General features: G+C 46.2%; 17 protein-coding genes. 7 read left to right on the top strand and 10 right to left on the bottom strand.

The window, feature by feature from the left end; translation table 11 throughout:
• Positions 1-10: 10 nt before the first annotated feature.
• The gene (gene ntdB / locus P3L57_RS05675) at positions 11-859 is read right to left on the bottom strand and encodes a kanosamine-6-phosphate phosphatase (RefSeq protein ID WP_044156490.1); all 849 of its coding nucleotides are present in this window, start codon (positions 857-859) and stop codon (positions 11-13) included.
• A complete protein-coding gene (gene ntdA / locus P3L57_RS05680) occupies positions 831-2,156 on the bottom strand; it encodes a 3-dehydro-glucose-6-phosphate--glutamate transaminase (protein WP_069486343.1) in 1,326 nt (441 codons plus the stop codon). The genes ntdB and ntdA overlap by 29 nt, the downstream gene beginning before the upstream one ends.
• Positions 2,157-2,261: 105 nt before the next feature.
• On the opposite strand from ntdA, the gene ntdR reads away from it, so the two are divergent.
• On the top strand, positions 2,262-3,251 hold the full coding sequence (gene ntdR, locus P3L57_RS05685) for an NTD biosynthesis operon transcriptional regulator NtdR (RefSeq protein WP_024120832.1): 990 nt from the start codon (positions 2,262-2,264) through the stop codon (positions 3,249-3,251).
• A 403-nt stretch (positions 3,252-3,654) separates the two neighbouring features.
• On the opposite strand, the gene P3L57_RS05690 is transcribed toward ntdR, so the two are convergent.
• Complete coding sequence (locus P3L57_RS05690; protein WP_069486345.1) at positions 3,655-4,809, bottom strand: AbrB family transcriptional regulator; 1,155 nt, start codon at positions 4,807-4,809, stop codon at positions 3,655-3,657.
• Positions 4,810-4,916: 107 nt separating this feature from the next.
• Positions 4,917-6,119, bottom strand: a complete 1,203-nt coding sequence (locus tag P3L57_RS05695) for an MDR family MFS transporter (protein WP_069486346.1) — start codon at positions 6,117-6,119, stop codon at positions 4,917-4,919.
• A 115-nt stretch (positions 6,120-6,234) separates the two neighbouring features.
• On the opposite strand from P3L57_RS05695, the gene P3L57_RS05700 reads away from it, so the two are divergent.
• Positions 6,235-7,965: an SgrR family transcriptional regulator gene (locus P3L57_RS05700; RefSeq protein ID WP_069486347.1), complete on the top strand. Its 1,731-nt coding sequence runs from the start codon at positions 6,235-6,237 to the stop codon at positions 7,963-7,965.
• 33 nt (positions 7,966-7,998) lie between these two features.
• Here the strand turns inward: P3L57_RS05700 and P3L57_RS05705 are convergent, their stop codons facing one another.
• Positions 7,999-8,313 (bottom strand): four-helix bundle copper-binding protein, encoded by a 315-nt coding sequence (locus tag P3L57_RS05705; RefSeq protein WP_044156484.1) that lies wholly within the window; start codon positions 8,311-8,313, stop codon positions 7,999-8,001.
• Between the two features lie 128 nt (positions 8,314-8,441).
• Positions 8,442-8,879, bottom strand: a complete 438-nt coding sequence (locus tag P3L57_RS05710; RefSeq protein ID WP_044156482.1) for a ferritin family protein — start codon at positions 8,877-8,879, stop codon at positions 8,442-8,444.
• Positions 8,880-9,063: 184 nt separating this feature from the next.
• Here P3L57_RS05710 and addB point away from each other — a divergent pair, with 184 nt between their 5' ends.
• The 5 genes from addB to P3L57_RS05735 all read left to right on the top strand — a co-directional run bounded on the left by addB (position 9,064) and on the right by P3L57_RS05735 (position 21,210).
• A complete protein-coding gene (gene addB / locus P3L57_RS05715) occupies positions 9,064-12,564 on the top strand; it encodes a helicase-exonuclease AddAB subunit AddB (RefSeq protein WP_069486348.1) in 3,501 nt (1,166 codons plus the stop codon).
• Entirely contained in the window at positions 12,551-16,255 is a 3,705-nt protein-coding gene (addA, locus tag P3L57_RS05720; RefSeq protein WP_069486349.1) for a helicase-exonuclease AddAB subunit AddA, read from the top strand. The genes addB and addA overlap by 14 nt, the downstream gene beginning before the upstream one ends.
• A 71-nt stretch (positions 16,256-16,326) precedes the next feature.
• Positions 16,327-17,505 (top strand): exonuclease subunit SbcD, encoded by a 1,179-nt coding sequence (gene sbcD, locus P3L57_RS05725; protein WP_044156478.1) that lies wholly within the window; start codon positions 16,327-16,329, stop codon positions 17,503-17,505.
• A complete protein-coding gene (gene sbcC, locus P3L57_RS05730) occupies positions 17,502-20,894 on the top strand; it encodes an exonuclease subunit SbcC (protein ID WP_069486350.1) in 3,393 nt (1,130 codons plus the stop codon). Before sbcD ends, sbcC begins: the two co-directional genes overlap by 4 nt.
• A gap of 13 nt (positions 20,895-20,907) precedes the next feature.
• A complete protein-coding gene (locus tag P3L57_RS05735; protein WP_044156476.1) occupies positions 20,908-21,210 on the top strand; it encodes an HNH endonuclease family protein in 303 nt (100 codons plus the stop codon).
• A gap of 33 nt (positions 21,211-21,243) precedes the next feature.
• Here the strand turns inward: P3L57_RS05735 and P3L57_RS05740 are convergent, their stop codons facing one another.
• The 4 genes from P3L57_RS05740 to gerPC are packed head-to-tail and all read right to left on the bottom strand — an operon-like array spanning position 21,244 to position 22,684.
• The gene (locus P3L57_RS05740; RefSeq protein WP_010333667.1) at positions 21,244-21,462 is read right to left on the bottom strand and encodes a spore germination protein; all 219 of its coding nucleotides are present in this window, start codon (positions 21,460-21,462) and stop codon (positions 21,244-21,246) included.
• A gap of 31 nt (positions 21,463-21,493) precedes the next feature.
• Positions 21,494-21,895 carry a spore germination protein GerPE gene (locus P3L57_RS05745; RefSeq protein ID WP_069486351.1) on the bottom strand — a complete coding sequence of 134 codons (402 nt, stop codon included), beginning with the start codon at positions 21,893-21,895 and terminating at the stop codon, positions 21,494-21,496.
• Positions 21,888-22,070 (bottom strand): spore germination protein GerPD, encoded by a 183-nt coding sequence (gerPD, locus tag P3L57_RS05750; protein ID WP_024120844.1) that lies wholly within the window; start codon positions 22,068-22,070, stop codon positions 21,888-21,890. Before gerPD ends, P3L57_RS05745 begins: the two co-directional genes overlap by 8 nt.
• A complete protein-coding gene (gene gerPC, locus P3L57_RS05755; RefSeq protein ID WP_069486352.1) occupies positions 22,067-22,684 on the bottom strand; it encodes a spore germination protein GerPC in 618 nt (205 codons plus the stop codon). Before gerPC ends, gerPD begins: the two co-directional genes overlap by 4 nt.
• Positions 22,685-22,697: the final 13 nt, after the last annotated feature.

The raw sequence follows: 22,697 nt of genomic DNA on the forward strand, positions 1-22,697 counted from the left end.
TATTTCCTCCTCATGATCCAATTAATTTTTTTAAGGTATTGGTAATTCCTTTTGAGTACTCACTATCGGTTATCAGTTGGTGCAGATTTTTGGCTTCTTGTGTTGCATTTTTTAGTAGATATCCATTTCCTACTGCCTGTAACATACGAACATCATTTCCGCTATCTCCAAATGCGATAGCTTTTTCGGTATCTAGGTTGTATTTCTCTAGCATAAACTTTACAATTTCATTCTTTCCTGTTCCCATGGGTATAAAATCTACATCATAGCTGTCTTCTGGATCACCTGCTAAGGGATTGCAACGATTTATATTAACTGAAACTCCGTATTCCTCGCAGATCTTTTCGATTGCTAATAAATTTTTCTTGTCATTTATTTCATCTTGTTCCTGATAATAAAAATTATGCTTATACCGTGACTTTCCTAATTGAGTTTGGGGATTCAAAAGAATGTTATGATTTTCATGTAACTGTTTCACAAGTATCTCAATCTTTTCTTTACTAAACTCTTCATTTATACGACTGTTCCACTCATTATCTTGCTGTCCGAAGTTATGCTCTGAAAAGTACGTGATTTCAGTTCCGAGATCACTAGCTATAAAATGCGGGAAATATCTAAATTTTCCTCGTCCCATTTTATCGAGAATAGATTCTATACTACTCCCGGTAACCCATCCGATGAGCAGTTCCCCAGCTTTACTTTTTTGTTCTAGATAGTCTTCGAGTTCATATATCTCTTGTTGTTTTTGTTCATCGATTGTATGCGGAAAATACGTTTCATCAAAATCACAAAAAACAATATACTTAGGATGTTCAACCTTAGATAAGGTTTTATACTCTGACTTCTTGCTTAATAACATGAAACAGTCCCTCCACTACTCTGTCTTGTTCTTCTAAAGTAAATGACGGATATAATGGCAAATGCAGTACCTGGCTATGAGCTTTTTCCGTATGAACCAATTGGAGTTTTGTATACTTGTCCTGTACTAAAGGAGTTTTTTGCATATGAGACAGGATTGGATAATATACATCTGTTTGAACACCAAAATCTTCATTTAATTTCGTCATGATATTTGTCCTATCTTCTGTTCTTACCTTAATAGGAAACAGATGCCACACATGATCTTCACTTAATTCCGGTAATTCAATAAGACCTTTATTCTGTAATTCTGCTAATTGAGTAATGTATCTATCCGCCAAAAACAGTCTTTTGAAGTTGTTTAATGAAAGATACTTCATTCTCTCTAAACCAATAGCTGCTTGTAAATTGTCCATTTTTGAGTTAAGTCCAAAATCGATGACTTTCTTATTTTTCACATTTACTTCAAAACCATGATAACTAAATTGAATGCATTTTTTAGCGAGTTCTTCATTATCAGTTGCTATTGCTCCAGCCTTGCCACATACACCAAAATTTTTATATGGATTAAAACTTAATGTAGTTATGTCTGCATCCTTTCCTAAGTCGGTCAGTCCAATTCCTTGGCAAGCATCCTCAATTACTTTCAATTGATAACGATTTGCGATTTCACGGATATGCTTCATGTCTGAATGTTTTCCGTATAAATGCACAGGCAGAATAAATTTTGTATAAGGAGTTATTGCTTCCTCGATTTTGTTAGGATCGATGCAGAATGTTTGCGGGTTAATATCTACATAGACAGGAACGCCGCCCAAAGCTAACACAGCATTTTCAGTAGCTGCAAAGCTATTAGCTGGCATGATCACTTCATCCCCACGATTTAACCCTAAAGCCAATAATCCTATCATAATAGCATCCGTTCCACTGCTGGTTGCAATTACATACCTTTTATGTAAATATGTAGATAAAACATCTTCGAATTGCTCTAAATAGGAACCACTCGTAAATTTTCCAGTTGGCAAAACTGCAGTTAATGTATTTAAGATATCATCCACTTCATCATTGGTTATTAATCTGTCTACAGGCATAAAAGGGACTTTACTGATTTCACGATTTTTTTGGTAGTTGAAAAGGTCGTTTTCAATATCTGTGTTTTCTTTTAATACTTGTTTCCATCGCTCGTTTGCAATACTGTCTTCAATAACAAGTTCTTTTCCTTGCATGTCACCTTTTAAATGTTTTAGCAATAACATGTTTTCTTTACTTTTACCTGAAACTCTAACCTGTTTTTGCATGAACAGTACCTCCAATGATTTTTATGATCTGGAAAATTTGATACAAATTTATCCTAATTTCTGAAACCGATAACATGTCAATAACTTTTTTGAGGAAGGGAAAATATGCCTACAATTGATGAAATAGCAAAATTGTGCAATGTGTCTAAAACCACAGTATCAAGAGTATTGAATAATCATCCTTATGTATCAAAAGAAAAAAGAGATATGATCTTAGAGGCTATTAACGATCTTGACTACACTCCCAATTATTTAGCTCGGAATTTTAGGAGAAATAAGACACAAACGATAGCTTTATCGGTTCCGAGTATCGACCATCCATTTTTTGCTCAATTAATAAAAGGGGTCTCTCATGAAGCGCTGTTTAAGAATTACAAGGTCATTGTATTTCAAACCTTTTATGACAAACAGACAGAGCTGGAATTATTAGAGTTATTGAAACACAAAGAAGTTGATGGCATTATTCTTGGAACTTTAGAAAATGAATGGGATAAGATATCCCCTTTCTTAAAGTATGGTCCTATCTTATTGTGTAATGAATATCATCACTCAGCGGACATAACGATCATTGGGTATGATGAATTTGAAGCCGCATACATGGGGGTAGCACATTTAATTGAAAGAGGACATAAAAAAATTGGATTTTGTTTTGATACTCCATATAGCGAAGCTCAATGTCAGAGGAGAGAGGGGTACTTGAAAGCTTTACAAGATTACAATTTACATCATAGAAACGAATGGATATTCGGCGAATTGTTTAATATCGAGGATGGCTTTCGTGTTTTTCATAAGATAAAGGATCTAAAGGACAGACCCTCAGCAATATTTACAGGAAATGATCAAGTCGCCGCAGGGATTATTAAACAGGCGATAAAAAATGGCTTTAAAGTCCCAGAAGACTTAGCTGTAATTGGTTTTGACAACCATTCGATTTGCCAAGTCGTTACTCCGACCATAACAACAATTGATATTCCCATAATAGAATTAGGTCAACAGGCTGTGTTGAAAATAATCGAGTATATTTCGGGTAACACTTCTTTAAACAGAAAAATTATTAAACTGCCAACAAATCTTATTATAAGAGAATCAACGTAACTAGAGATATTCACTTCTTTATCATTTTATCTTTGTATAGAAAAAGAGGTTATTCATATGTAACCTCTTTTTCAAAATCAGGAAGCCTGTTTTGGAATTCTTATGGATGCTCTTATACCAAAAGTCGCTCTATTTAAAGATTCTTCATTACTCATTGCTCTATACGCTGTATCCGCTTTTACTTATCATTCATTTGTGTCAGCAATTTCAATCAACGCATTCTCAACAACGAAATATCTGGATTGACGCTTTTTACACCTCATCTTGGTGGTTTGCGATTTAAAAGTTCTTGAATCCTTTTATTTCACTTACCTGCTCCGTTTTGAAGTCTTCCATACTCTGCAGAATAGAGTCACCCCAAACCTTTTCTTTCTAAAGTCTACCATATGGAGATTTTCCCCAACTAGGCATTACTGCCGCTTATCGAACTCTCTTTGCCTTTTTTTTCACCGTGAAGATGGTGAAGCAGACGATAAAACGGCGGCAAGAGGGCGATGACAAGGATGACGCGTATGACCTGAACCGCAACGACAAAGGTCGAATCGGCATGCAATGTAACAGACGTCGTCGCCATTTCCGCAATGCCGCCGGGTGCAAATGCCAAAACAGAGGTGATCAGCGAAATCCCTGTCAGTTTGGAAACGATCACCGCGCTTAAAAGCATAGCGGCAATTAAGCCGACTGATGAAATGAAACCGACGATCATGATACGTGTAACGCCGGCAAACATGCTTTTGTACATCTTAGAACCGATTGTAGCCCCCAGAAATATCTGCGAAAGATGGTTGGCTTGTGATGGCCACCATGCAAGCATGTCATGGCCTGTTATTGAAGCGCCGCCTATGTGCACGGCCGCTACACCGAGCATACTGCCGAGCAGCCACGGAGCGGGAAACTTTAAATATTTTGCCGCTTTACAAGCTCCCCAGGCAACGAAAATGAGAACGCCGGTCCACAGTACGGGAGCGAGCCCGATTTCTGTCGTGGCAGCGGATACCGTTTGTGTTGCGGCATTTGCAGGGCCATCTTGTTTAGCGTAAATCAGGATAACCAAAAACGGAATAGACAGGACCACGAGCAGCACCCGCATCATTTGAACGAGACTGACAATAGCGGTATTGGCACCGACCTCCTGAGCAATACTCGGCATGGCGGACAGTCCGCCGGGAGCCGTGCCGACAAAGCTGGTCATCATATCCGTTTTGCTGAAACGCCAAAGCACATAGCCTGACAGCATGGCAAGGAGTATCGATAGAATCAGCATGATGCCGACCGAAAACCAATGATCTTTGAGGACAGACAGAACGGATAGGTTCAGTTTTTGGCCCAATTCAATGCCGAGGATCATCTGCCCGAGAGCGAGCCACCGGCGGTTAATTCCTTTTTGGTCTGGCGCCATCATCAGCCAAGCCGGCCGTATCATAGCGAGACAGCAGGCGACAATCAGCGTTCCGATCATCCACCCGATCGATATTCCGGTTAACGAAAGAATAAACCCCCCGGCTGCACTGATTGCGATAAACCATTGATCTGTGAGGAGATTTTTGTCTTTCTTCAATATAAAACCCTTCTTCCTATTAACTTACAGTTCCAATTGTTCATGTAGTGAATGTATCATTACTATAGTATATTTTTGTTGATAATGAAATTATGAATTTTTTTCTGTCAGCCATTCACTTTTCTTATGACCTTATATTCAATCCTCTCCATGATATGAGCCTGCAAGAAACCGGCGGCGAGAAGACACGCGGAAAGAGTGTAAAACATGATTTCTCCGCCAAACGAAGTCAGGATCAGTCCGCCGGCCAGCGGTCCGACTGACCTTGAGATATCCCAATGCAGGCCGTATATCGCATAGAAACGGCCGAGCATATGCGGCGGCGCCAGCCGGGAAATAAAGGTTTGGATATGAGTGAGTCCGATGCTTTCTCCAACCGTCATCACGGCCGCAGTCAGCATAAGCAGCGTCAAAGATGTTGAGAATGCAAAGCCGGCGGCCGCAAGTGAGTAGCTGATATAGGTGATGAGAAGAATCGTTTTCATCGGAAACTTTTCTGTCCATTTTACTAAAGGGACTTGAAGAACAAAGCTTAATAAAGCTTTTGCCGCCGAGTAGATTGCCAGCATGGACAGGTAATCAGGAAACATACTTTTGCTGAACAGCCTGTATGTCGTTTCTGTTTGCGCGTATAACATGCTGATTGGGAGAGAAAGCAGCAAAAGGATCAAAACAGGCCGATATCTTGTGAAACTCGCGGATAATGCTGCGGGATGATCTGCTTTTAGCGGCTTTGTTTCTGGTAATTTAAAGGCGGCGATAAGAAAATAAATGAACAGTGCCGCGGCATCTAATGCAAATATCCAAACGGGATCATGAGCGTACAGCAGCAGCCCAAGCAGCGGACCTGCTGTCAAGCCTGCTGAGTAGATGGCATTGATGACGGCAAAAACTTCCGACCGTCTGCTTTCCGGCGTGCTTTCGGCAATCTGTGCGCGTGATGCAGGAATGTACAGGGATCTTCCGATGCCGTTGAGGATATAAAGGAAAGCGAAAAAATATGCATCGTGAGCTAAAACAAAACCCGCCATTGCCGCTGTTTGCAGAAGCAGGGCAGTAAGGATCGCTGTTCGCCGTCCGAGCTGATCTGTCACCCGTCCCGCTATGAGTGTCAGGCAAATATCAGCGAAGGGCTGAAGACTGATGATCAGCATGGGAAGCATCACGCTTCCGTTTAATTGCTCATGCAGATACAGCACCATAAACGGCCCCATCATGGCCCCTGTCAGGCTTGTCAGCATTTCGCCGAAAAATCGGAGCCAAACGGGTGCTGTGTAGCGGGATGTAATTGATTGGAAGAGGATAAACATGTGATTTCCGCCTTTCGCTGTTTGATATAGTAGTAGTGTATAGAAGGGGCGGCGGGCCAAAAAGAGAAGAAAATAAGAGAAAAAGATTCCCCTTTTTTGTCAGGAGGTGCAGGGATTGAAGCTGATTGACCATTATGTGGCGCTCGCAAAAGCTGAGAGCGGCGAACCGGGACAGATGAAGGAAATGCCGCTCAGTGAGATTGCGGCATGTTTATATTGTACAGAGAGAAATGCGAAGCTGATTTTACGTAAGATGGAGAGCGAAAAGTGGATCATTCGCGAAAGCGGATCGGGGCGCGGCCATAAATCAAAAATCGCTTTTCTCCGTCAGCCGGAAGATTTGCTGCTTCAAACTGCCAAGGAATATACAACAGCCGGTAAACTTGAAAAAGCAAAAGGACTGCTTGACCATTATCAGCCGGCGTTTCCGGGGATTCAAAATAGGTATGACATGTGGTTTTCTGAGGTGTTCGGTTTTGTAACAGAAACCGGACAGGATGGTGAACAGGATGTGCTGCGCTTGTTTATAGCCCCAGCAGCGGTAAGCAGTTTTGATCCGTGCAGGATCTTTCTGCGGTCAGAGGGCCATTTTGTCAAGCAGATTTATGATACACTGCTCCGATTTGATCGGGAAAAGAGAGAGCCGCAGCCGCATTTAATCCACGGATGGAATAAGGCGGGGAAAAAACGGTGGAGATTTTTTCTTCGGAAAGGCGTTTCTTTTCATAATGGAAAGCCATTGACGTCAAGGGATGTTGTATTTACGTTTCAGCGTTTTATGGATCATGATGAAAATCCATATAAATGGCTGCTGAAAGGTGTTGAACGGATTTCAGAGAAAGGGCCTTTTTGTGTGGACATTGAGCTCGATCAGCCGAATGAGCTTTTGCCATATATTCTTTGTGATGAACGGCTGTCTATCCTGCCGGCAGAAACGAACGGCGGGGTGAATGGGACGGGACCTTTTTGCCTTGTTCAGCATGACGAACACATGCTCATTCTTCAAGCCAACGAGCGGTACTTTAAAGGCCGGGCATTCTTAGATCGTATTGAGTTTGTGTTTTCTGAGCAAGCAGATGATATGTACGGTTTTACCCTTCGAGAAAAACAGAAACCTTCTGAGCGGCAAACTGTTTTTGAAGAACGGCATGTTCAATATTTGTCACTAAACCTCAGAAAGAAAGGGCCGCTTCAGCATCCAGGCTTGAGAAAAGCCCTTCGGCTGCTGATTTCATCTGAACAGCTCGTTCGTGAGGCGGGAGGGCACAGAAGCAATCCGGTATCATCTTTTTTCCACCCGGCGCCTTTTGACTGGGGAGACGCTTCACCTGCGGGATTAATGAAAAAAAGCGGATATGCGGGGGAAACGCTGTCACTGTTTACCTTTTCTGAAACGGATCATCGCGAGGACGCAGCATGGATTCAAGAGGTTTGTGAACGGAACGGCATTAGGCTTGAGCTGCAATTTTGTACTGCTGCCGAATTGCGCCGCCCGGAAATCGTACAAATGGCTGACATCATTCATGACAGCGCAACGTTTTATGAAGAAAGCGATTTTGGTTTTTTGCATTTGCTGCTTTCGGAGAACAGCTTTTTGCATCAGCATCTTTCAGATGAACAGAAACGGACATTTTCAGAAATGATAGAACGGTTTTTCTCATTGCCCGACCGGTCTTCCAGAATGAATATAGTAAAACAAATTGACTGTCAGCTTATAGGCGATGTCAGCGCGATTCCGCTGTATCAAAATGTGCTTGAGGTAGCATCGAGTGAGACTGTTGAGGGTCTGATGCTGGATGAAGAGGGATGGATTGATTTTTACTCTGTATGGCTGTCAAAAGAGTGAAGAGGGCTCTCATTTGACCCCTCTCATGCTTCGTTACGCAGCCATTTTGCGGCAGTGATCGGCGCAGGCAAAACAAGACGTCGCACACGCTTGGCAATGATCATGATCATGCTTTTCGCATTCAGTGCCGCAGGCTTCACAAATATCGGCGCAAAGTGCGCAAATTTCTTTCATAAAGGGGCTGTCCGTTTGCATGGCTTTCACTGCCAGCGCGCAAATATCCGCACATTCCCTGTCAAGCCGGATGCAGCCGCTCAGATCGTGGTGCGCACTTTCTTCCAAACATTTTGTAAAACAATGGTTGCAAGCTTCCATACATGTGATACAAGCTTCAATGGTTTGCTGCATGCTTGATTCCCCCTCATATGTTCGTGTATGATTTTATGTTTCCCGGCTGAGGTTAAGAAAAACAGTGGAGTGTGTTTTAGGGGGAGATGGTGTAAATATAATCTGATCGTGTCGATCAAAATCAGGTGCTAGCGATCCATCAAATAGTATAAAAACCAGACAGCATGGTTTTGTTCATCTCGTGCGGCGCGCGTAAAGATACCCTTTGCCTTTACATTTGAGGTTTCCTCAGCTGCGCGTAAGTAAAAGTCAACGGTTTTCTGTTCATCTTTAAAAGCGGCATCAAGTCCTCTTGTAAAAGTGTCCGGGCATTTTTCTGTTTGTTTCGGCATGATAGGTTTGCCTGTAATGGCTCCGTATAATGAGGAGAAATCACGGAGATGGCGGATCTCATCGCGCCTGATTTCTTCAATTTGTTTTCTGACATCAGCAGGGTGGGCAAGTTCAGCAAGCCTGCGGTAGCATTGAACCGCGCTGAATTCTCCGTTGATGGCTTTCTGGAGATTTTGAATCAAAACAGGGTCTTCCCGGTATTGCGCTGGATAAGGAAAATAGCTGTAATACAAGGGGGTTCAACTCCATTCTTAAGGAATTGGGCTTCTGTAAAAGTATATGTGAGGCCAGAAAACATGTGCGGAGAAATTCAGCTTCTTATAAATGAAAAGGCCGTTTTTACCAATAGATCAGATTGGTCATTTTCGTCAATATTCGATAAAATATAAACAGATAAAAAGAGAGGGGTCTTCTAATTTGGGAGCAGAGTTTTTAGTAGGCAGGTCCGGGAGTGGAAAAACGAAGCTGATCATCGACAGCATTCAAGATGAACTGCGCCGGGCTCCATTCGGGAAACCGATCATTTTTCTAGTCCCGGATCAAATGACGTTTTTAATGGAATACGAGCTTGCTAAAACGCCTGATACGGGCGGCATGATTCGTGCTCAAGTCTTCAGCTTTTCACGACTGGCCTGGCGCGTCCTCCAGCATACGGGAGGAATGAGCAGGCCGTTTCTTACGAGCACGGGCGTACAGATGCTCCTGCGGAAGCTCATTGAAGAGCACAAACAGGAGTTTAAAGTCTATCAAAAAGCAAGTGATAAAAGCGGTTTTACCGCACAGGTAGAACGGATGCTGACTGAGTTTAAGAGATACTGTCTGGAACCGGAAGATATTCGCCGGATGGCGGATAGCGGAACAGCTTCCGAGTATCGGGGGGAACGTGTTTTATCTGAAAAGCTTCATGATTTATCGATCCTGTACCAGCAGATGGAAAAAAGCCTTGAGGATCAGTATCTTCATTCTGAGGATTATTTGACACTATTGGCAGAGCATATCCCGCAGGCGGAAGATTTGAAAGGGGCACATGTCTATGTAGACGGCTTTTATCAGTTTACACCGCAGGAATTCAGGGTGTTAGAGCAGCTTATGCTTCAGGCAGAGCATATCACGTTTTCACTCACAGCGGACAAGCCGTCACATGAGGGGGAGCCGCAGGAACTTGATTTGTTCAGAATGACGGGAAAAACGTATTATCGCTTGCACCAGGCGGCAAAGGAACTGAATCTGGACATCACCTATAAAGAGCTTGATGAATCAAAGCGGCACAAACGCGCACCGGAATTGGCCCATTTAGAAGCACAGTATGAAGCGCGTCCGGTTATTCCGTTTGCTGAGAAACAAGAGGCTTTTACTGTGATGCAGGCCGCTAACAGACGAGCAGAGCTGGAAGGTATTGCCCGGGAAATCCACAGTCTTGTCAGAGAGAAGGGCTACCGTTACAAGGATATGGCGATTCTAGCGCGTCAGCCGGAAGACTATAAGGATATGGTCAAGGAAGTATTTGCAGATTACGAGATTCCTTATTTTATTGACGGGAAAACTTCTATGCTGAACCACCCGTTAGTAGAATTTATCCGGTCAAGCCTAGACGTATTAAAGGGAAATTGGCGTTATGAAGCGGTGTTCCGCTGCGTGAAAACCGAACTGTTATTCCCGCTTAACCAGCCGAAGGCCAAGGTAAGAGAGCAGGTTGATCAGCTGGAGAATTACTGTATCGCTTACGGGATCAAAGGCGATCGCTGGACAAAGGGCGATCGTTTCCATTACAGACGTTTTGTGTCGTTAGATGATGAATTTGCGCAGACCGATCAAGAAATCGAAATGGAAAACATGCTGAATGACACGCGCGATTGGATTGTTCCGCCGCTGTTCCAGCTGCAGAAACGAATGAAAAAAGCAAAAACGGTTCAAGAGAAGGCGGAGGTGCTTTACCGTTATTTAGAAGAGACGGATGTGCCGCTGAAGCTGGATCAGGAAAGACAGCGGGCTGAGGAAGACGGCAGAATCATTGAAGCACAGCAGCACCAGCAGGCGTGGGATGCAGTCATTCAGCTGCTTGAGGAGTTTGTGGAAATGATGGGCGAAGATGACATTTCTCTCGATTTGTTTCAGCAAATGATGGAGACCGGTGCAGAGTCGCTGACATTCTCTCTCATCCCTCCGGCGCTTGATCAGGTGTTTGTCGGCAATATGGATTTGTCCAGAATATACGGCACCTCATGCACCTTTGTGATCGGGGCAAACGACGGCGTCCTGCCGGCTCGCCCTGACGAAAACGGGGTGCTGTCGGATGATGATCGTGAGTGGCTGAAGACGATAGGTATTGAGCTTTCCTCCGGCGGGCGGGAGCGTCTGCTTGATGAGCATTTCCTCATCTATATGGCGCTTTCAAGCCCTTCTGACCGCCTTTATGTGACGCATCCGATTGCTGATGCGGAAGGGAAAACGCTTTTGCCGTCGATTGTAATCAAGCGGCTGGAAGAACTGTTTCCGCAGCATCGTGAGCGTCTATTGACAAATGAACCGGAGCAGGTCAGCGATGAGGAACAGCTTATGTACCTTGTCAATAAAAGCGTGGCACAATCATATACCGCTAGCCAGCTCAGATTATGGACGAGGGAATATGAGATCAGTGATGTCTGGTGGAGCGCGTACAATGCGCTGATGAATGAACCTGACAGGCTGGAGTCGAAAAAGCTTTTCTCTAGCCTGTTTTTCCGAAATGAAGTCAAGCAGCTTGAACGCTCTGTATCGAGACAGCTCTATGGGGAACGCATTCAAGGGAGCGTGTCGAGGATGGAAACCTTTAACGCTTGTCCGTTCTCCCATTTTGCGTCTCACGGGCTGTATCTGAAGGAACGTCAATTTTTTAAGCTTGAAGCACCGGATATCGGGCAGCTCTTTCATTCGAGTTTAAAACTGATTTCAGACCGGCTGCGCGAGCACAAAATAGATTGGCGCGACCTAACGAAGGAGCAGTGCGAGCTGTTTTCTTATGATGCGGTCGAGCGGCTGGCGCCGAAACTGCAAAAAGAAATTCTGCTCAGTTCAAACAGACATTATTACGTGAAGGAAAAACTGCAAAAAATTGTGACACGCGTGTCCGGCATTTTAAGCGAGCATGCGAAAGCGAGCGGATTCGTGCCGATCGGCCTTGAATTGGGCTTTGGCGGAAAGGGCCCGCTCCCGCCGCTTACCTTTAAGCTGAAAAACGGCTGTACGATGGAGCTCGTCGGGCGGATTGACCGCGTGGATAAAGCGGAAAGCTCTAAAGGCCTGCTCCTCCGAATTGTCGACTATAAATCCAGCGATAAAGGCCTTGACTTGGCGGAAGTGTATTACGGACTTGCGCTGCAAATGCTGACGTATCTGGATCTATCGATTACACATTCGTTAGACTGGCTAGGAATGAAAGCCACGCCGGCCGGAGTGCTGTATTTCCATATTCATGACCCGATGATACAATCGAATCTTCCGCTCGGACTTGATGAAATTGAACAGGAAATTTTTAAGAAATTTAAGATGAAGGGCCTCCTCCTCGGTGATCAGGAAGCGATTCGCCTCATGGATACAACCCTTCAAGAAGGAAGATCAAATATCATCAATGCGGGCCTGAAGAAAGACGGCTCACTCAGATCGGATTCAGCGGCAGTCGGTGAAAAAGAACTTGAGCTGTTGACGAAGCATGTGCGCCGCACCTTCCAAGAAGCAGGCGAGCAAATCACTAACGGGCGCGTATCCATTGAGCCGTATAAAATGAAGAACAAGACGCCTTGCACATACTGTGCGTTCAAATCAGTATGCCAATTTGATGAATCATTAGAAGAAAACGAGTATCGTCTGTTAAAGGCCGAAAAGGACAAGACGGTACTTGATTGGATAAAGAAGGAGGCTGATGGCAATGAACATTCCTAAACCGGCAGACAGCACATGGACAGATGACCAGTGGAATGCCATCGTCTCAACCGGCCAGGATATCCTTGTGGCAGCGGCGGCAGGCTCCGGTAAAACCGCTGTTCTTGTCGAAAGAATGATCCGGAAAATCACGGCGGAAGAAAATCCGATTGATGTAGACCGGCTTCTCGTTGTCACCTTTACAAACGCCTCAGCAGCAGAGATGAAACACCGGATCGCGGATGCACTGGAAAAAGAGCTGGTGAAACGCCCAGGATCGCTGCATATCCGACGCCAGCTGTCGCTATTAAACCGGGCCAGCATTTCAACGCTTCATTCGTTTTGCCTGCAGGTGCTGAAAAAATATTACTATCTGATTGATCTTGATCCGGGCTTTCGGATTGCTGATCAGACAGAAGGCGAGCTTCTCGGGGACGAGGTGCTTGATGAGCTGTTTGAGGATGAATATGCAAAGGGTGATAAGGCGTTCTTTGAGCTTGTCGACCGTTACACGACTGACCGGCATGACTTAGATCTGCAATATCTCGTGAAACAGGTGTATGAGTATTCCCGTTCCCACCCTGATCCGGAGACATGGCTGAAAAGTTTTGTTCATTTGTATGATGTAACAGAAAAGAGCGCGATCGAGGAACTGCCGTTTTATCCGTATGTCAAAGAAGATATTGCGATGGTGCTGGACGGAGCAAAGGAAAAGCTCCAGCGTGCCCTTGAGCTGACAAAAGCGCCGGGCGGACCGGCGCCGCGCGCTGAAAATTTTCTCGATGATCTCGCGCAGATTGATGACCTGATTCAGCATCAGGATGACTTCAATGAACTTTATCAGCGCGTGCCCGCTGTCTCCTTTAAGCGTGCAAAAGCGGTGAAAGGGGACGAGTTTGATCCCGTCTTGCTTGATGAAGCGACAGACTTACGAAATGGCGCCAAAAAACTGCTTGAAAAACTCAAAACCGATTACTTCACCAGAAGCCCGGAGCAGCATGTAAAAAGTTTGGCTGACATGGAGCCTGTCATTGAAACACTCGTACAGCTTGTTATCAGCTACGGGAAACGGTTTGAAGCCGCAAAGCAGGAGAAATCGCTCATCGATTTTTCTGATTTGGAGCATTATTGCCTGTCCATCTTGACCGCTGTGAACGAAAAAGGCGAACGTGAGCCGAGTGAGGCGGCAAGATTTTATCAAGAGCAGTTTCATGAGGTGCTTGTCGATGAATACCAGGATACCAACCTGGTGCAGGAATCCATTCTTCAGCTCGTCACAAGCGGGCCGGAAGAGACAGGCAATCTGTTTATGGTAGGAGATGTCAAACAGTCGATTTATCGATTCAGGCTTGCGGAGCCGCTTCTTTTTCTCTCCAAGTACAAACGGTTTACAGAGAGCGGAGAAGGTACGGGCCGGAAAATCGATTTGAACAAAAACTTTCGAAGCAGGGCTGATATTTTAGACAGCACAAACTTTTTGTTCAAACAGCTGATGGGCGGCAAAATCGGCGAGGTCGATTATGATGAACAGGCTGAGCTGAAACTCGGAGCGGCGTATCCGGAAAACAGCGAAACGGAAACAGAGCTGCTGTTGATTGACAAGTCAGAGGAGGCGGACGCAGGCGAGGAAGCGGAAGAGCTGGAAACGGTGCAGTTCGAAGCAAAAGCGATCGCCAAGGAAATACGCAAGCTGATCTCATCGCCATTTAAGGTATATGACGGGAAAACGAAAACACACCGCAATATTCAATACCGCGATATCGTGATTTTGCTGCGATCCATGCCGTGGGCGCCGCAAATCATGGAGGAACTGAGAGCTCAGGGCATACCGGTTTACGCCAATTTAACATCAGGCTACTTTGATGCGGTGGAAGTGTCTGTGGTGCTTTCTGTCCTGAAGGTGATTGATAACCCGTATCAGGATATTCCGCTTGCTTCCGTTCTGCGTTCACCGATTGTCGGTGCTGACGAGAACGAGCTGTCTTTGATCCGGCTTGAAAACAAAAAGGCGCCGTACTATGAAGCAATGAAAGACTATCTGGCAGCCGGCGACCGAAACGATGAGCTCTATCAAAAGCTGCAAACGTTTTACGGACATTTGCAAAAGTGGCGCGCTTTTTCGAAAAACCATTCGGTGTCCGAGCTGATCTGGGAAGTGTACCGCGACACAAAATATATGGATTATGTCGGCGGGATGCCGGGCGGAAAACAGCGCCAGGCTAACTTGCGTGTCCTTTATGACCGGGCGCGCCAATATGAATCGACGGCATTTCGCGGCCTGTTTCGCTTCTTGAGGTTTATCGAACGCATGCAGGAACGCGGCGATGATCTGGGAACGGCGAGAGCGTTAAGCGAACAGGAGGATGTTGTCCGTTTAATGACGATTCACAGCAGCAAAGGGCTCGAATTCCCAGTCGTTTTCACAGCGGGACTCGGCCGGAATTTCAACATGATGGATCTCAACAAATCCTACCTGCTGGACAAGGAGCTTGGGTTTGGCACGAAATTTATCCATCCTGAATGGCGCATCAGCTATCCGACGCTTCCGCTCATCGCGATGAAGAAAAAAATGCGCAGGGAACTGCTGTCTGAGGAATTGCGTGTCCTCTATGTGGCTTTAACGAGGGCAAAGGAAAAGCTGTTTCTTGTAGGCTCATGCAAGGATCATCAGAAACAGCTGGCAAAATGGCAGGCATCCGCGTCCCAAGCTGACTGGCTTCTGCCGGAATTTGACCGCTATCAGGCGAAAACGTATTTGGATTTCATCGGACCTGCTCTTGTCAGACACAGAGACTTGGAGTCTTTGGCTGAGGGCGGCGCGGCAGCGGTTTCTGATATATCAGGCCATCCGGCCCGCTTTGCTATTCAAATGATCCATTCATATGATCTGCTTGATGATGAGCTGGAAGAGAGACTGGAAGAAAAAAGCGAACGTCTTGAAGCGATCCGCCGTGGTGAACCGGTTCCCGGCCCGTTTGCATTTGAGGAAAAAGCTCTCGAGCGGCTGGCCTGGAAGTATTCGCATCACGAGGTGACACAAATTCGCACGAAGCAGTCCGTTTCTGAGATTAAGAGAAGAAGAGAGTACGAAGACGAATACAGCGGGCGGGCGCCCGTTAAACCGGCTGATGGAAGCATTCTGTACAGACGCCCGGCTTTCATGATGAAAAAAGGCCTGACAGCAGCAGAAAAAGGAACAGCTATGCATACGGTCATGCAGCATATTCCGCTGACACATGTGCCGACGATAGAAGAAGCGGAGCGGACAGTGCAGCATCTTTATGAAAAAGAGCTGCTCACCGAAGAACAGCAATCCGCTATCAATATTGAGGAAATCGTTCAATTTTTCCATACGGAAATTGGGGAAAAACTGATCGGCGCTAAATGGAAGAACCGCGAAGTTCCATTCAGTTTGGCGCTTCCGGCAAAAGAGATTTATCCTGATGCGAAAGAGGCGGATGAGCCGCTATTGGTGCAGGGGATCATCGATTGTCTCTACGAAACAGAGGATGGCTTATATTTGCTGGACTATAAAACAGACCGGATTGAGGGTAAATTCCAGCACGGCTTTGAAGGAGCAGCCCCGATCCTGAAAAAGAGATATGAAACGCAAATTCAGCTGTACACAAGGGCCGTTGAACAAATTGCTCAAACGAAGGTAAAAGGGTGTGCGCTTTATTTCTTTGACGGAGGGCACATTCTGACTTTATAACGAGATCCATAAGCTCCGGGAATTCAGACGGAGCGGATCTCGTTTTCTATACAAAAGAGAGGTGAACGCATTTGCGGATTTTACATACGGCTGACTGGCATCTAGGAAAAACGCTTGAAGGAAGAAGCAGGCTGAGTGAACAGGCGGATGTATTGGACGAACTGAATACAATCGTAAAGGAAGAGCAGATCGATGCTATTGTGATGGCGGGAGACGCGTTTGATACCGTGAACCCGCCGGCTTTAGCCGAGCAGTTATTTTATGAAAGCCTGTCCGCTCTCAGTGACAGAGGAAAGCGCCCGATCGTTGTCATTGCCGGAAACCATGATAATCCTGACAGATTGTCCGCTGCTTCACCGCTGACACATGAGAACGGCATTTATTTAATCGGCTATCCGACAACTGAACCGCTTCATATAGAAGTGCCTTCAGCAGGTGAGCTTTTGGCTGTCGGAGCGCTGGCATATCCGTCTGAGGCACGGTTAAATGAAGTTCTTTCCGATACATTTGATGAGAAACTTCTCCGTGATCACTATGATGTGAAAATCAGGCAGGCATTTGAACAGATCACAAGCCGCTTTCGAAAAGACGCCGTAAAGATTGCGGCCAGCCATATTTATGTTGCGGGCGGCAATCAAACGGACTCGGAGCGGCCGATTGAAGTCGGCGGCGCTTATACGGTGGCCGCTGAAAGCCTGCCGGCGGACGCCGCTTACGTGGCGCTTGGCCATTTGCATCGGCCGCAAACGATTAAACGGGCGCGAACGCTTGCGCGGTATTCTGGATCTCCGCTGGCCTACAGCTTTTCTGAGGCAGGCTACGCCAAATCGGTGACCATTGTAGACGCAAAGCCGGGCGAAGAGGCCTCTTGGCATGAGGTTTTATTATCAAGCGGCAAGTCTCTCGTAAAATGGAAAGCGGCAAATGGTTTAAGCGAGGTATACAGCTGGCTCGATGAAGGCAGGGATCAGAATGCCTGGATTGATCTTGAAATCCGTGTAACGGACCAGCTGTCACTTGAAGACATTCACCGACTGCGAAAAGCACATCCGGGCTTTATCCATATCAGGCCGGTCTTTGAAGAACAAAACAGTGAGCGCGAACGGATCGAGGTTAAGCATGTGTCCATCGAAGACCGTTTTAAGAAATTTTATGAAAAACAGACAGGCGGCGCAGTGCCGGATGATGAAATGGTGAAGCTGTTTTTAGAGCTTGCATCAGGCGCAGAAGATGAGGAGGAAGCAAGATGAAGCCGATCGCCTTAACGATAAAAGGGCTCCACAGCTTTAGGGAGGAGCAGACGATAGATTTTGACAGCCTTTCCGGTGCAGGTGTCTTCGGTATTTTCGGGCCGACAGGAAGCGGTAAATCCTCGATCCTTGATGCGATGACCCTTGCTTTATACGGAAAGGTAGAGCGGGCGGCGAACAATACGCACGGGATCTTAAACCATGCGGAAGATTCGCTGACTGTCTCCTTTACCTTTGCGCTTCAGTCCAATCATCAAACCTCTTACAAAGTCGAGCGCGTGTTTAAGAGAACGGATGAAATGAAGGTGAAAACAGCGCTTTGCCGTTTCATCGAGATCAAGGATGAGCAAACCGTGCTTGCTGATAAGGCAAATGAAGTGAACAAAAGAGTCGAGGAGCTCTTGGGTCTGACCATCGACGACTTTACGAGAGCGGTTGTGCTGCCGCAAGGGAAGTTTGCTGAATTTCTTTCCTTAAAAGGGGCGGAACGCAGGCATATGCTTCAGCGTTTATTCAATTTGGAACAGTATGGAGACCGCCTTGTGAAAAAGCTGAGACGGCAGGCGCAGGAAGCCAATGCGAGAAAAAACGAAATGCTTGCAGAGCAATCGGGTCTCGGCGAGGCAAGTTCAGAAGCGGTTGAACAAGCTGAACAAGCGCTTGAACAAGCGGAAGCCAAACTGGAATCAGTGCGGAAAAATCGTGATCAAATAAAAGAACGGTTTGCGGAGCATCAAGAGATCTGGAATGTCCAAAAGGAAAAAATCGTTTATGAAGCAGAGAAAAAGCGGCTTGAAGAGGAAGAACCGCATGTCGGCAGCATGCAAAAACGCCTGGCGGAAGCGGAAACAGCAGCCGCTCTAAAGCCGTATGCGGACCGGTACCTGGAAGCGGTACAGCATGAAGAGAAGGCCGCAAGGGAAGAAGTGCTTGCCCAAAAGGATTTAACAGAACGCACCGCTTTCTTTCAGCAAAAGAATGAAGAATATGAGGCGTGGCGCCGCCATAAAAGCGAGAAAGAGCCAGAGCTTTTAGCTGAGCAGGAACAGCTCTTCCGCTTGCAGGAGATCGAAATCAAATTGAGAGAGGCCCAGCAGGAGGCAGAGCGCAAACAGGCTGAACTTCAGCAGAAGGCCGAAAATCTTCAATCTGTCATGAAGGATTTAGAAACCGTAACCGACCGTCTTTCAAGGGGACAAAACAGACAGACGGAATTAAAACAGCAGCTCAAAACCTTGCAGGTAACCACTGATGAGCGGAAAAGCTGCCAGCAGGCCGCTGAAATGGCTTTGCGGATCAGACAGACTGAGGAGCAGCTGGGAAAAGAGAAAAAACGCATTGACGCATTGAACCTTGTATTACAGAAGATGAATGAGGAAAAGAACACATTCGTTCAAAAGGCTGAAGCGGAAGAAAATAAAATCATACAGGCATATGAGGCTGTTCAAGCTGTATATCATATGGTCTGCGAGACGGAACGGTCCCTTACGCGTACTTGTGATCAGGCAAAACAGCGACAAAACACACTCCATACTCAGCGTGAGAAAGCAAGAATGGCGGCACTTACCAAGGAGTTATCGGAAAAATTGATTGCCGGAAAACCTTGCCCGGTCTGCGGTTCAACCGATCATGATCCGTCTGCCTCAGCACATGGGACATATGAGCCGGATCGCAACGTTGAAGCAGAAATCAAACAGACAGAAGATTTGCTGTCAGAAGCGGCGGCGCTCAGTCAGGAGATTCTTTCTGCCAAAATCACACTTGAAGAGCAGTCCGCCCGCTTTCTCGAGCAGTGTCCGTTTTTGAAATCGATTCAAGCGCCGACTCTTGAGGCAGCTGCTTCCTGCGAGAATCAGCCGGTGCAGGAAGCATTTCATGCCGCAAAAATAGAATGGAAGCAAATCAAACAGGACATCCTGTCAGTCAAAACACGAATGACCCAAATGATCGGCACATATCAGGAATCATTAAAAAAAGCTGAACAGCTTAACGAGAGAATGAGTTTCGAAAAAAGAGAGGCTGACCGTATTGGCAGCATGATCGCAGAGCTTCAGTCCTCGATGGACAGCCAGCAGAAGATGTTTCATGAAGCATTTGAAGGCCAATCTCTGGATGAAGCGGAAAAATGGCAGCAAGCCATCGAAGAAAAGGACCGGGCCGCGGAAGAATGCGAGAAACGAATTGAACGCAGTATCGCTTTTCTTTCTGAGCATGAGTCACAAAAGGATCAGCTGCGGGAATCAAGCCATCAGCTTGAAAGGGAAAAACTGGAGCTTCACTATGCCGCAGAACGTACGAAGGGCGTCATAGCTGATTATCAGCAGGAACTCGGAGACTATGTAAAAGAGGATTCCATCCAAACGAAGCTCCGCTCAGTTCAGCAGGATCTGAAGTGTTTAAGGGAAAAAGAGCAATCTCTATATGAAGAGCTGCAAAACGCCCAAATGATGCTCAATCAGGCAAAAAGCCGCGCTTCAGCAAGCGAGCATACGCTTAAGGAAGCGGAAGCAAGGTTGAAAAAAGCGGAAGCGGATTGGCTTGAACATGCGAAAAGTACCCGCTTTGTCCGGGCTGACGAGGTGGAGCGCAGTCTCATCCCAGCTGATGAGCTTGAAAAGATCAAAGGCAGTATTGACCAGTTTCTGGATAAATGTAAGCAAAATGCCGCAAACTTAAAACGTGTGTCTGATAAGCTCGCCGGCAGATCCTTATCCGAATGTGAATGGAACGAAACCGTCACGTCCTTAAAAGAAGCCGAGGAGGCATTTGGGACGGCTATGGAAGAAAAAGGAGCGGCGGCCAAAGCACTGGCTGTGATCCGCGACCATCACAAACGTTTCAATGAAATTGAAGCTGAGCTGAAAAAATGGCAGACCCATATCGACAGGCTGGACAAGCTTCAAGCAGTGTTTAAAGGCAATACGTTCGTTGAATTTTTAGCTGAGGAACAGCTTGAAAGTGTTGCACGGGATGCGTCAGCACGGCTCGGCGTACTGACAAGACAGCGTTATGCCATTGAGGTGGATTCAGAAGGCGGATTTGTGATGCGGGATGATGCCAATGGAGGCGTTAAGCGCCCGGTATCAAGCTTGTCAGGAGGGGAGACCTTCCTTACCTCGCTTTCTCTTGCTCTCGCGCTGTCTGCGCAGATTCAGCTTCGCGGTGAATACCCGCTGCAGTTCTTTTTCTTGGATGAAGGGTTTGGAACGCTTGACCAAGATCTGCTTGATACGGTTGTCACCGCCTTGGAAAAACTGCAGTCAGACAATCTGTCTGTCGGCGTGATCAGCCATGTGCAGGAACTGCGGGCGCGGCTTCCGAAAAAGCTGATCGTACATCCGGCTGAACCTAGCGGACGCGGCACAAGGGTAACACTTGAGATGATGTAAGGGGGGCGCGGATGTGGCAAAACAGACTGTCGGGATATGTGAGCTGTGCGGCAGGAGCGATGTTCAGCTGACAGAGCACCATCTCACACCGAAGGAAGAAGGCGGAACGTTCCTGCCGACTGCGATGCTTTGCATCCCTTGCCATAAACAGATCCATGCCTTGTATACAAATCAGGAGCTGGCAGTTCGACTGTCCGGAATAGAAGCGCTCAGAAACGATCCGCAGCTTGCCCGGTTTGTCAAATGGATCAGAAAACAGCCGCCTGAAAAGCTGATTAAAACAAAGAAGTCCAATGAACGGAAAAAGAAAAAATAAAAAGCAGCCCTCTCTTTGCAGAGCGGCTGCTTTTTATCCGTTTCCAACCATATCCTGATCGCTGACATCGGGGTCTATATAATTTGTCGCGTTGACTGCATTGTTTAAAAGAAGGAAATCTCCCGTGTTTCCTGCTCCCGAACCGAGCGCAGATTTTGAAGAGCTTTTCGGAGAAAGGTAAAAGGAATCACCAAAGTTCACGACTCCGCCCGATATGGAATTGATAGCTATAGGCCCGACAATTGCTGGCATAGACGACACCCTTTATAGAAGTCTCTGTTTATTATATGCCCGTGCCGGACGATTGTGAGTTTGGAGGGAAAATCTGACGGATATGTTTAATCCGCGCGTCGCCGCGTACGACCGAAGCTGAGCCTGCATGAAAAACGGAAGAGGATGAGACCCCTTGAATTTTGATGTTGCGGACATGAATGACAGGCACCTCATGGCAAAAAGCGGTTTGCACGCCCGTTTCCGGAAGAAGCTTCACAGCGTGCTGATCAAAAATAGGGTACTCCTTTCTGTTAAATGAGCCCTCATTTTCATAAAACGTTGAAAGCGAGCGCTGAACAGCGAGCACTTTTATTTTCATATCAATTTCGTTTGTATCGCCTGCTTGAAATACGCTTGATATTCCGAGTGAGTTAAATTTAATCTGGCTGATGCGTGATATACGCTTAAGCATGATTCGACGGCAGCGGAGCAAACGGACCGATAATAAGAGATTCAGGCGGCGTATCGAAAATAGACGATAAATAGATGGATTCTGCGTCTCCAATTTGGAAAACAGAGGAACTGGATACACCATTCATGCGGATATCTCCGACTTCCAGGCTGCGGTTGACGACGGTAAAGATCATGCTTGCTCATCTCCTTTCATTTCGGAGGGGATATGTTCGAGAAAATGTTCCACAGCACGGATCACGTCACGCTTCACATGCTCAGCGATATGTTCCGCATATTGTTTGGGCGGCGTGTTTTCTTCTTTTTTGATATGGGACATATAATAATGAATCCGGCTGTCTATTTGTTTTCTGATGTCCTCAATTACATGATGCCGGTTTGTGTCGTCAAGCCTGCTGTCATATTGGTTTTCTAGCTGCTCCAAAACAGCCGGGATTTCCTCGGTTAAGTACATGTCGACGTTCTGCCGGATTTGCTGCATGAGCTGGGCGCTCTCTTCCTGCTGCATCATTCCGATGTCCGGTGTAGTCTGGCTCACTTCAAAGTTTTGAACGCTGTTCGGGTCTGTCGGATTTAAACCGATATTCAGCGTGCCGTCGAGCCGTTCGATTTTCAGCTGATCAAATTTATATTCCACACGCTCAATGGTTGTGGCCGGCCGCTGTTTCATCGTATTCATTTCAGTTTGCATCTCTTTCAGCTGGCGTTCGAGCTGCTGAATATGCAGCGCCTGCTGCTGAACGAAGGAATTCAAATTTTGCAAGTAAGAGGAAATGGATTGATCATACATGTTCTTTCACCTC

This window comes from Bacillus sp. B28, from assembly GCF_029536185.1.
In the GTDB taxonomy this organism is placed as follows: Bacteria; Bacillota; Bacilli; order Bacillales; family Bacillaceae; genus Bacillus; species Bacillus halotolerans.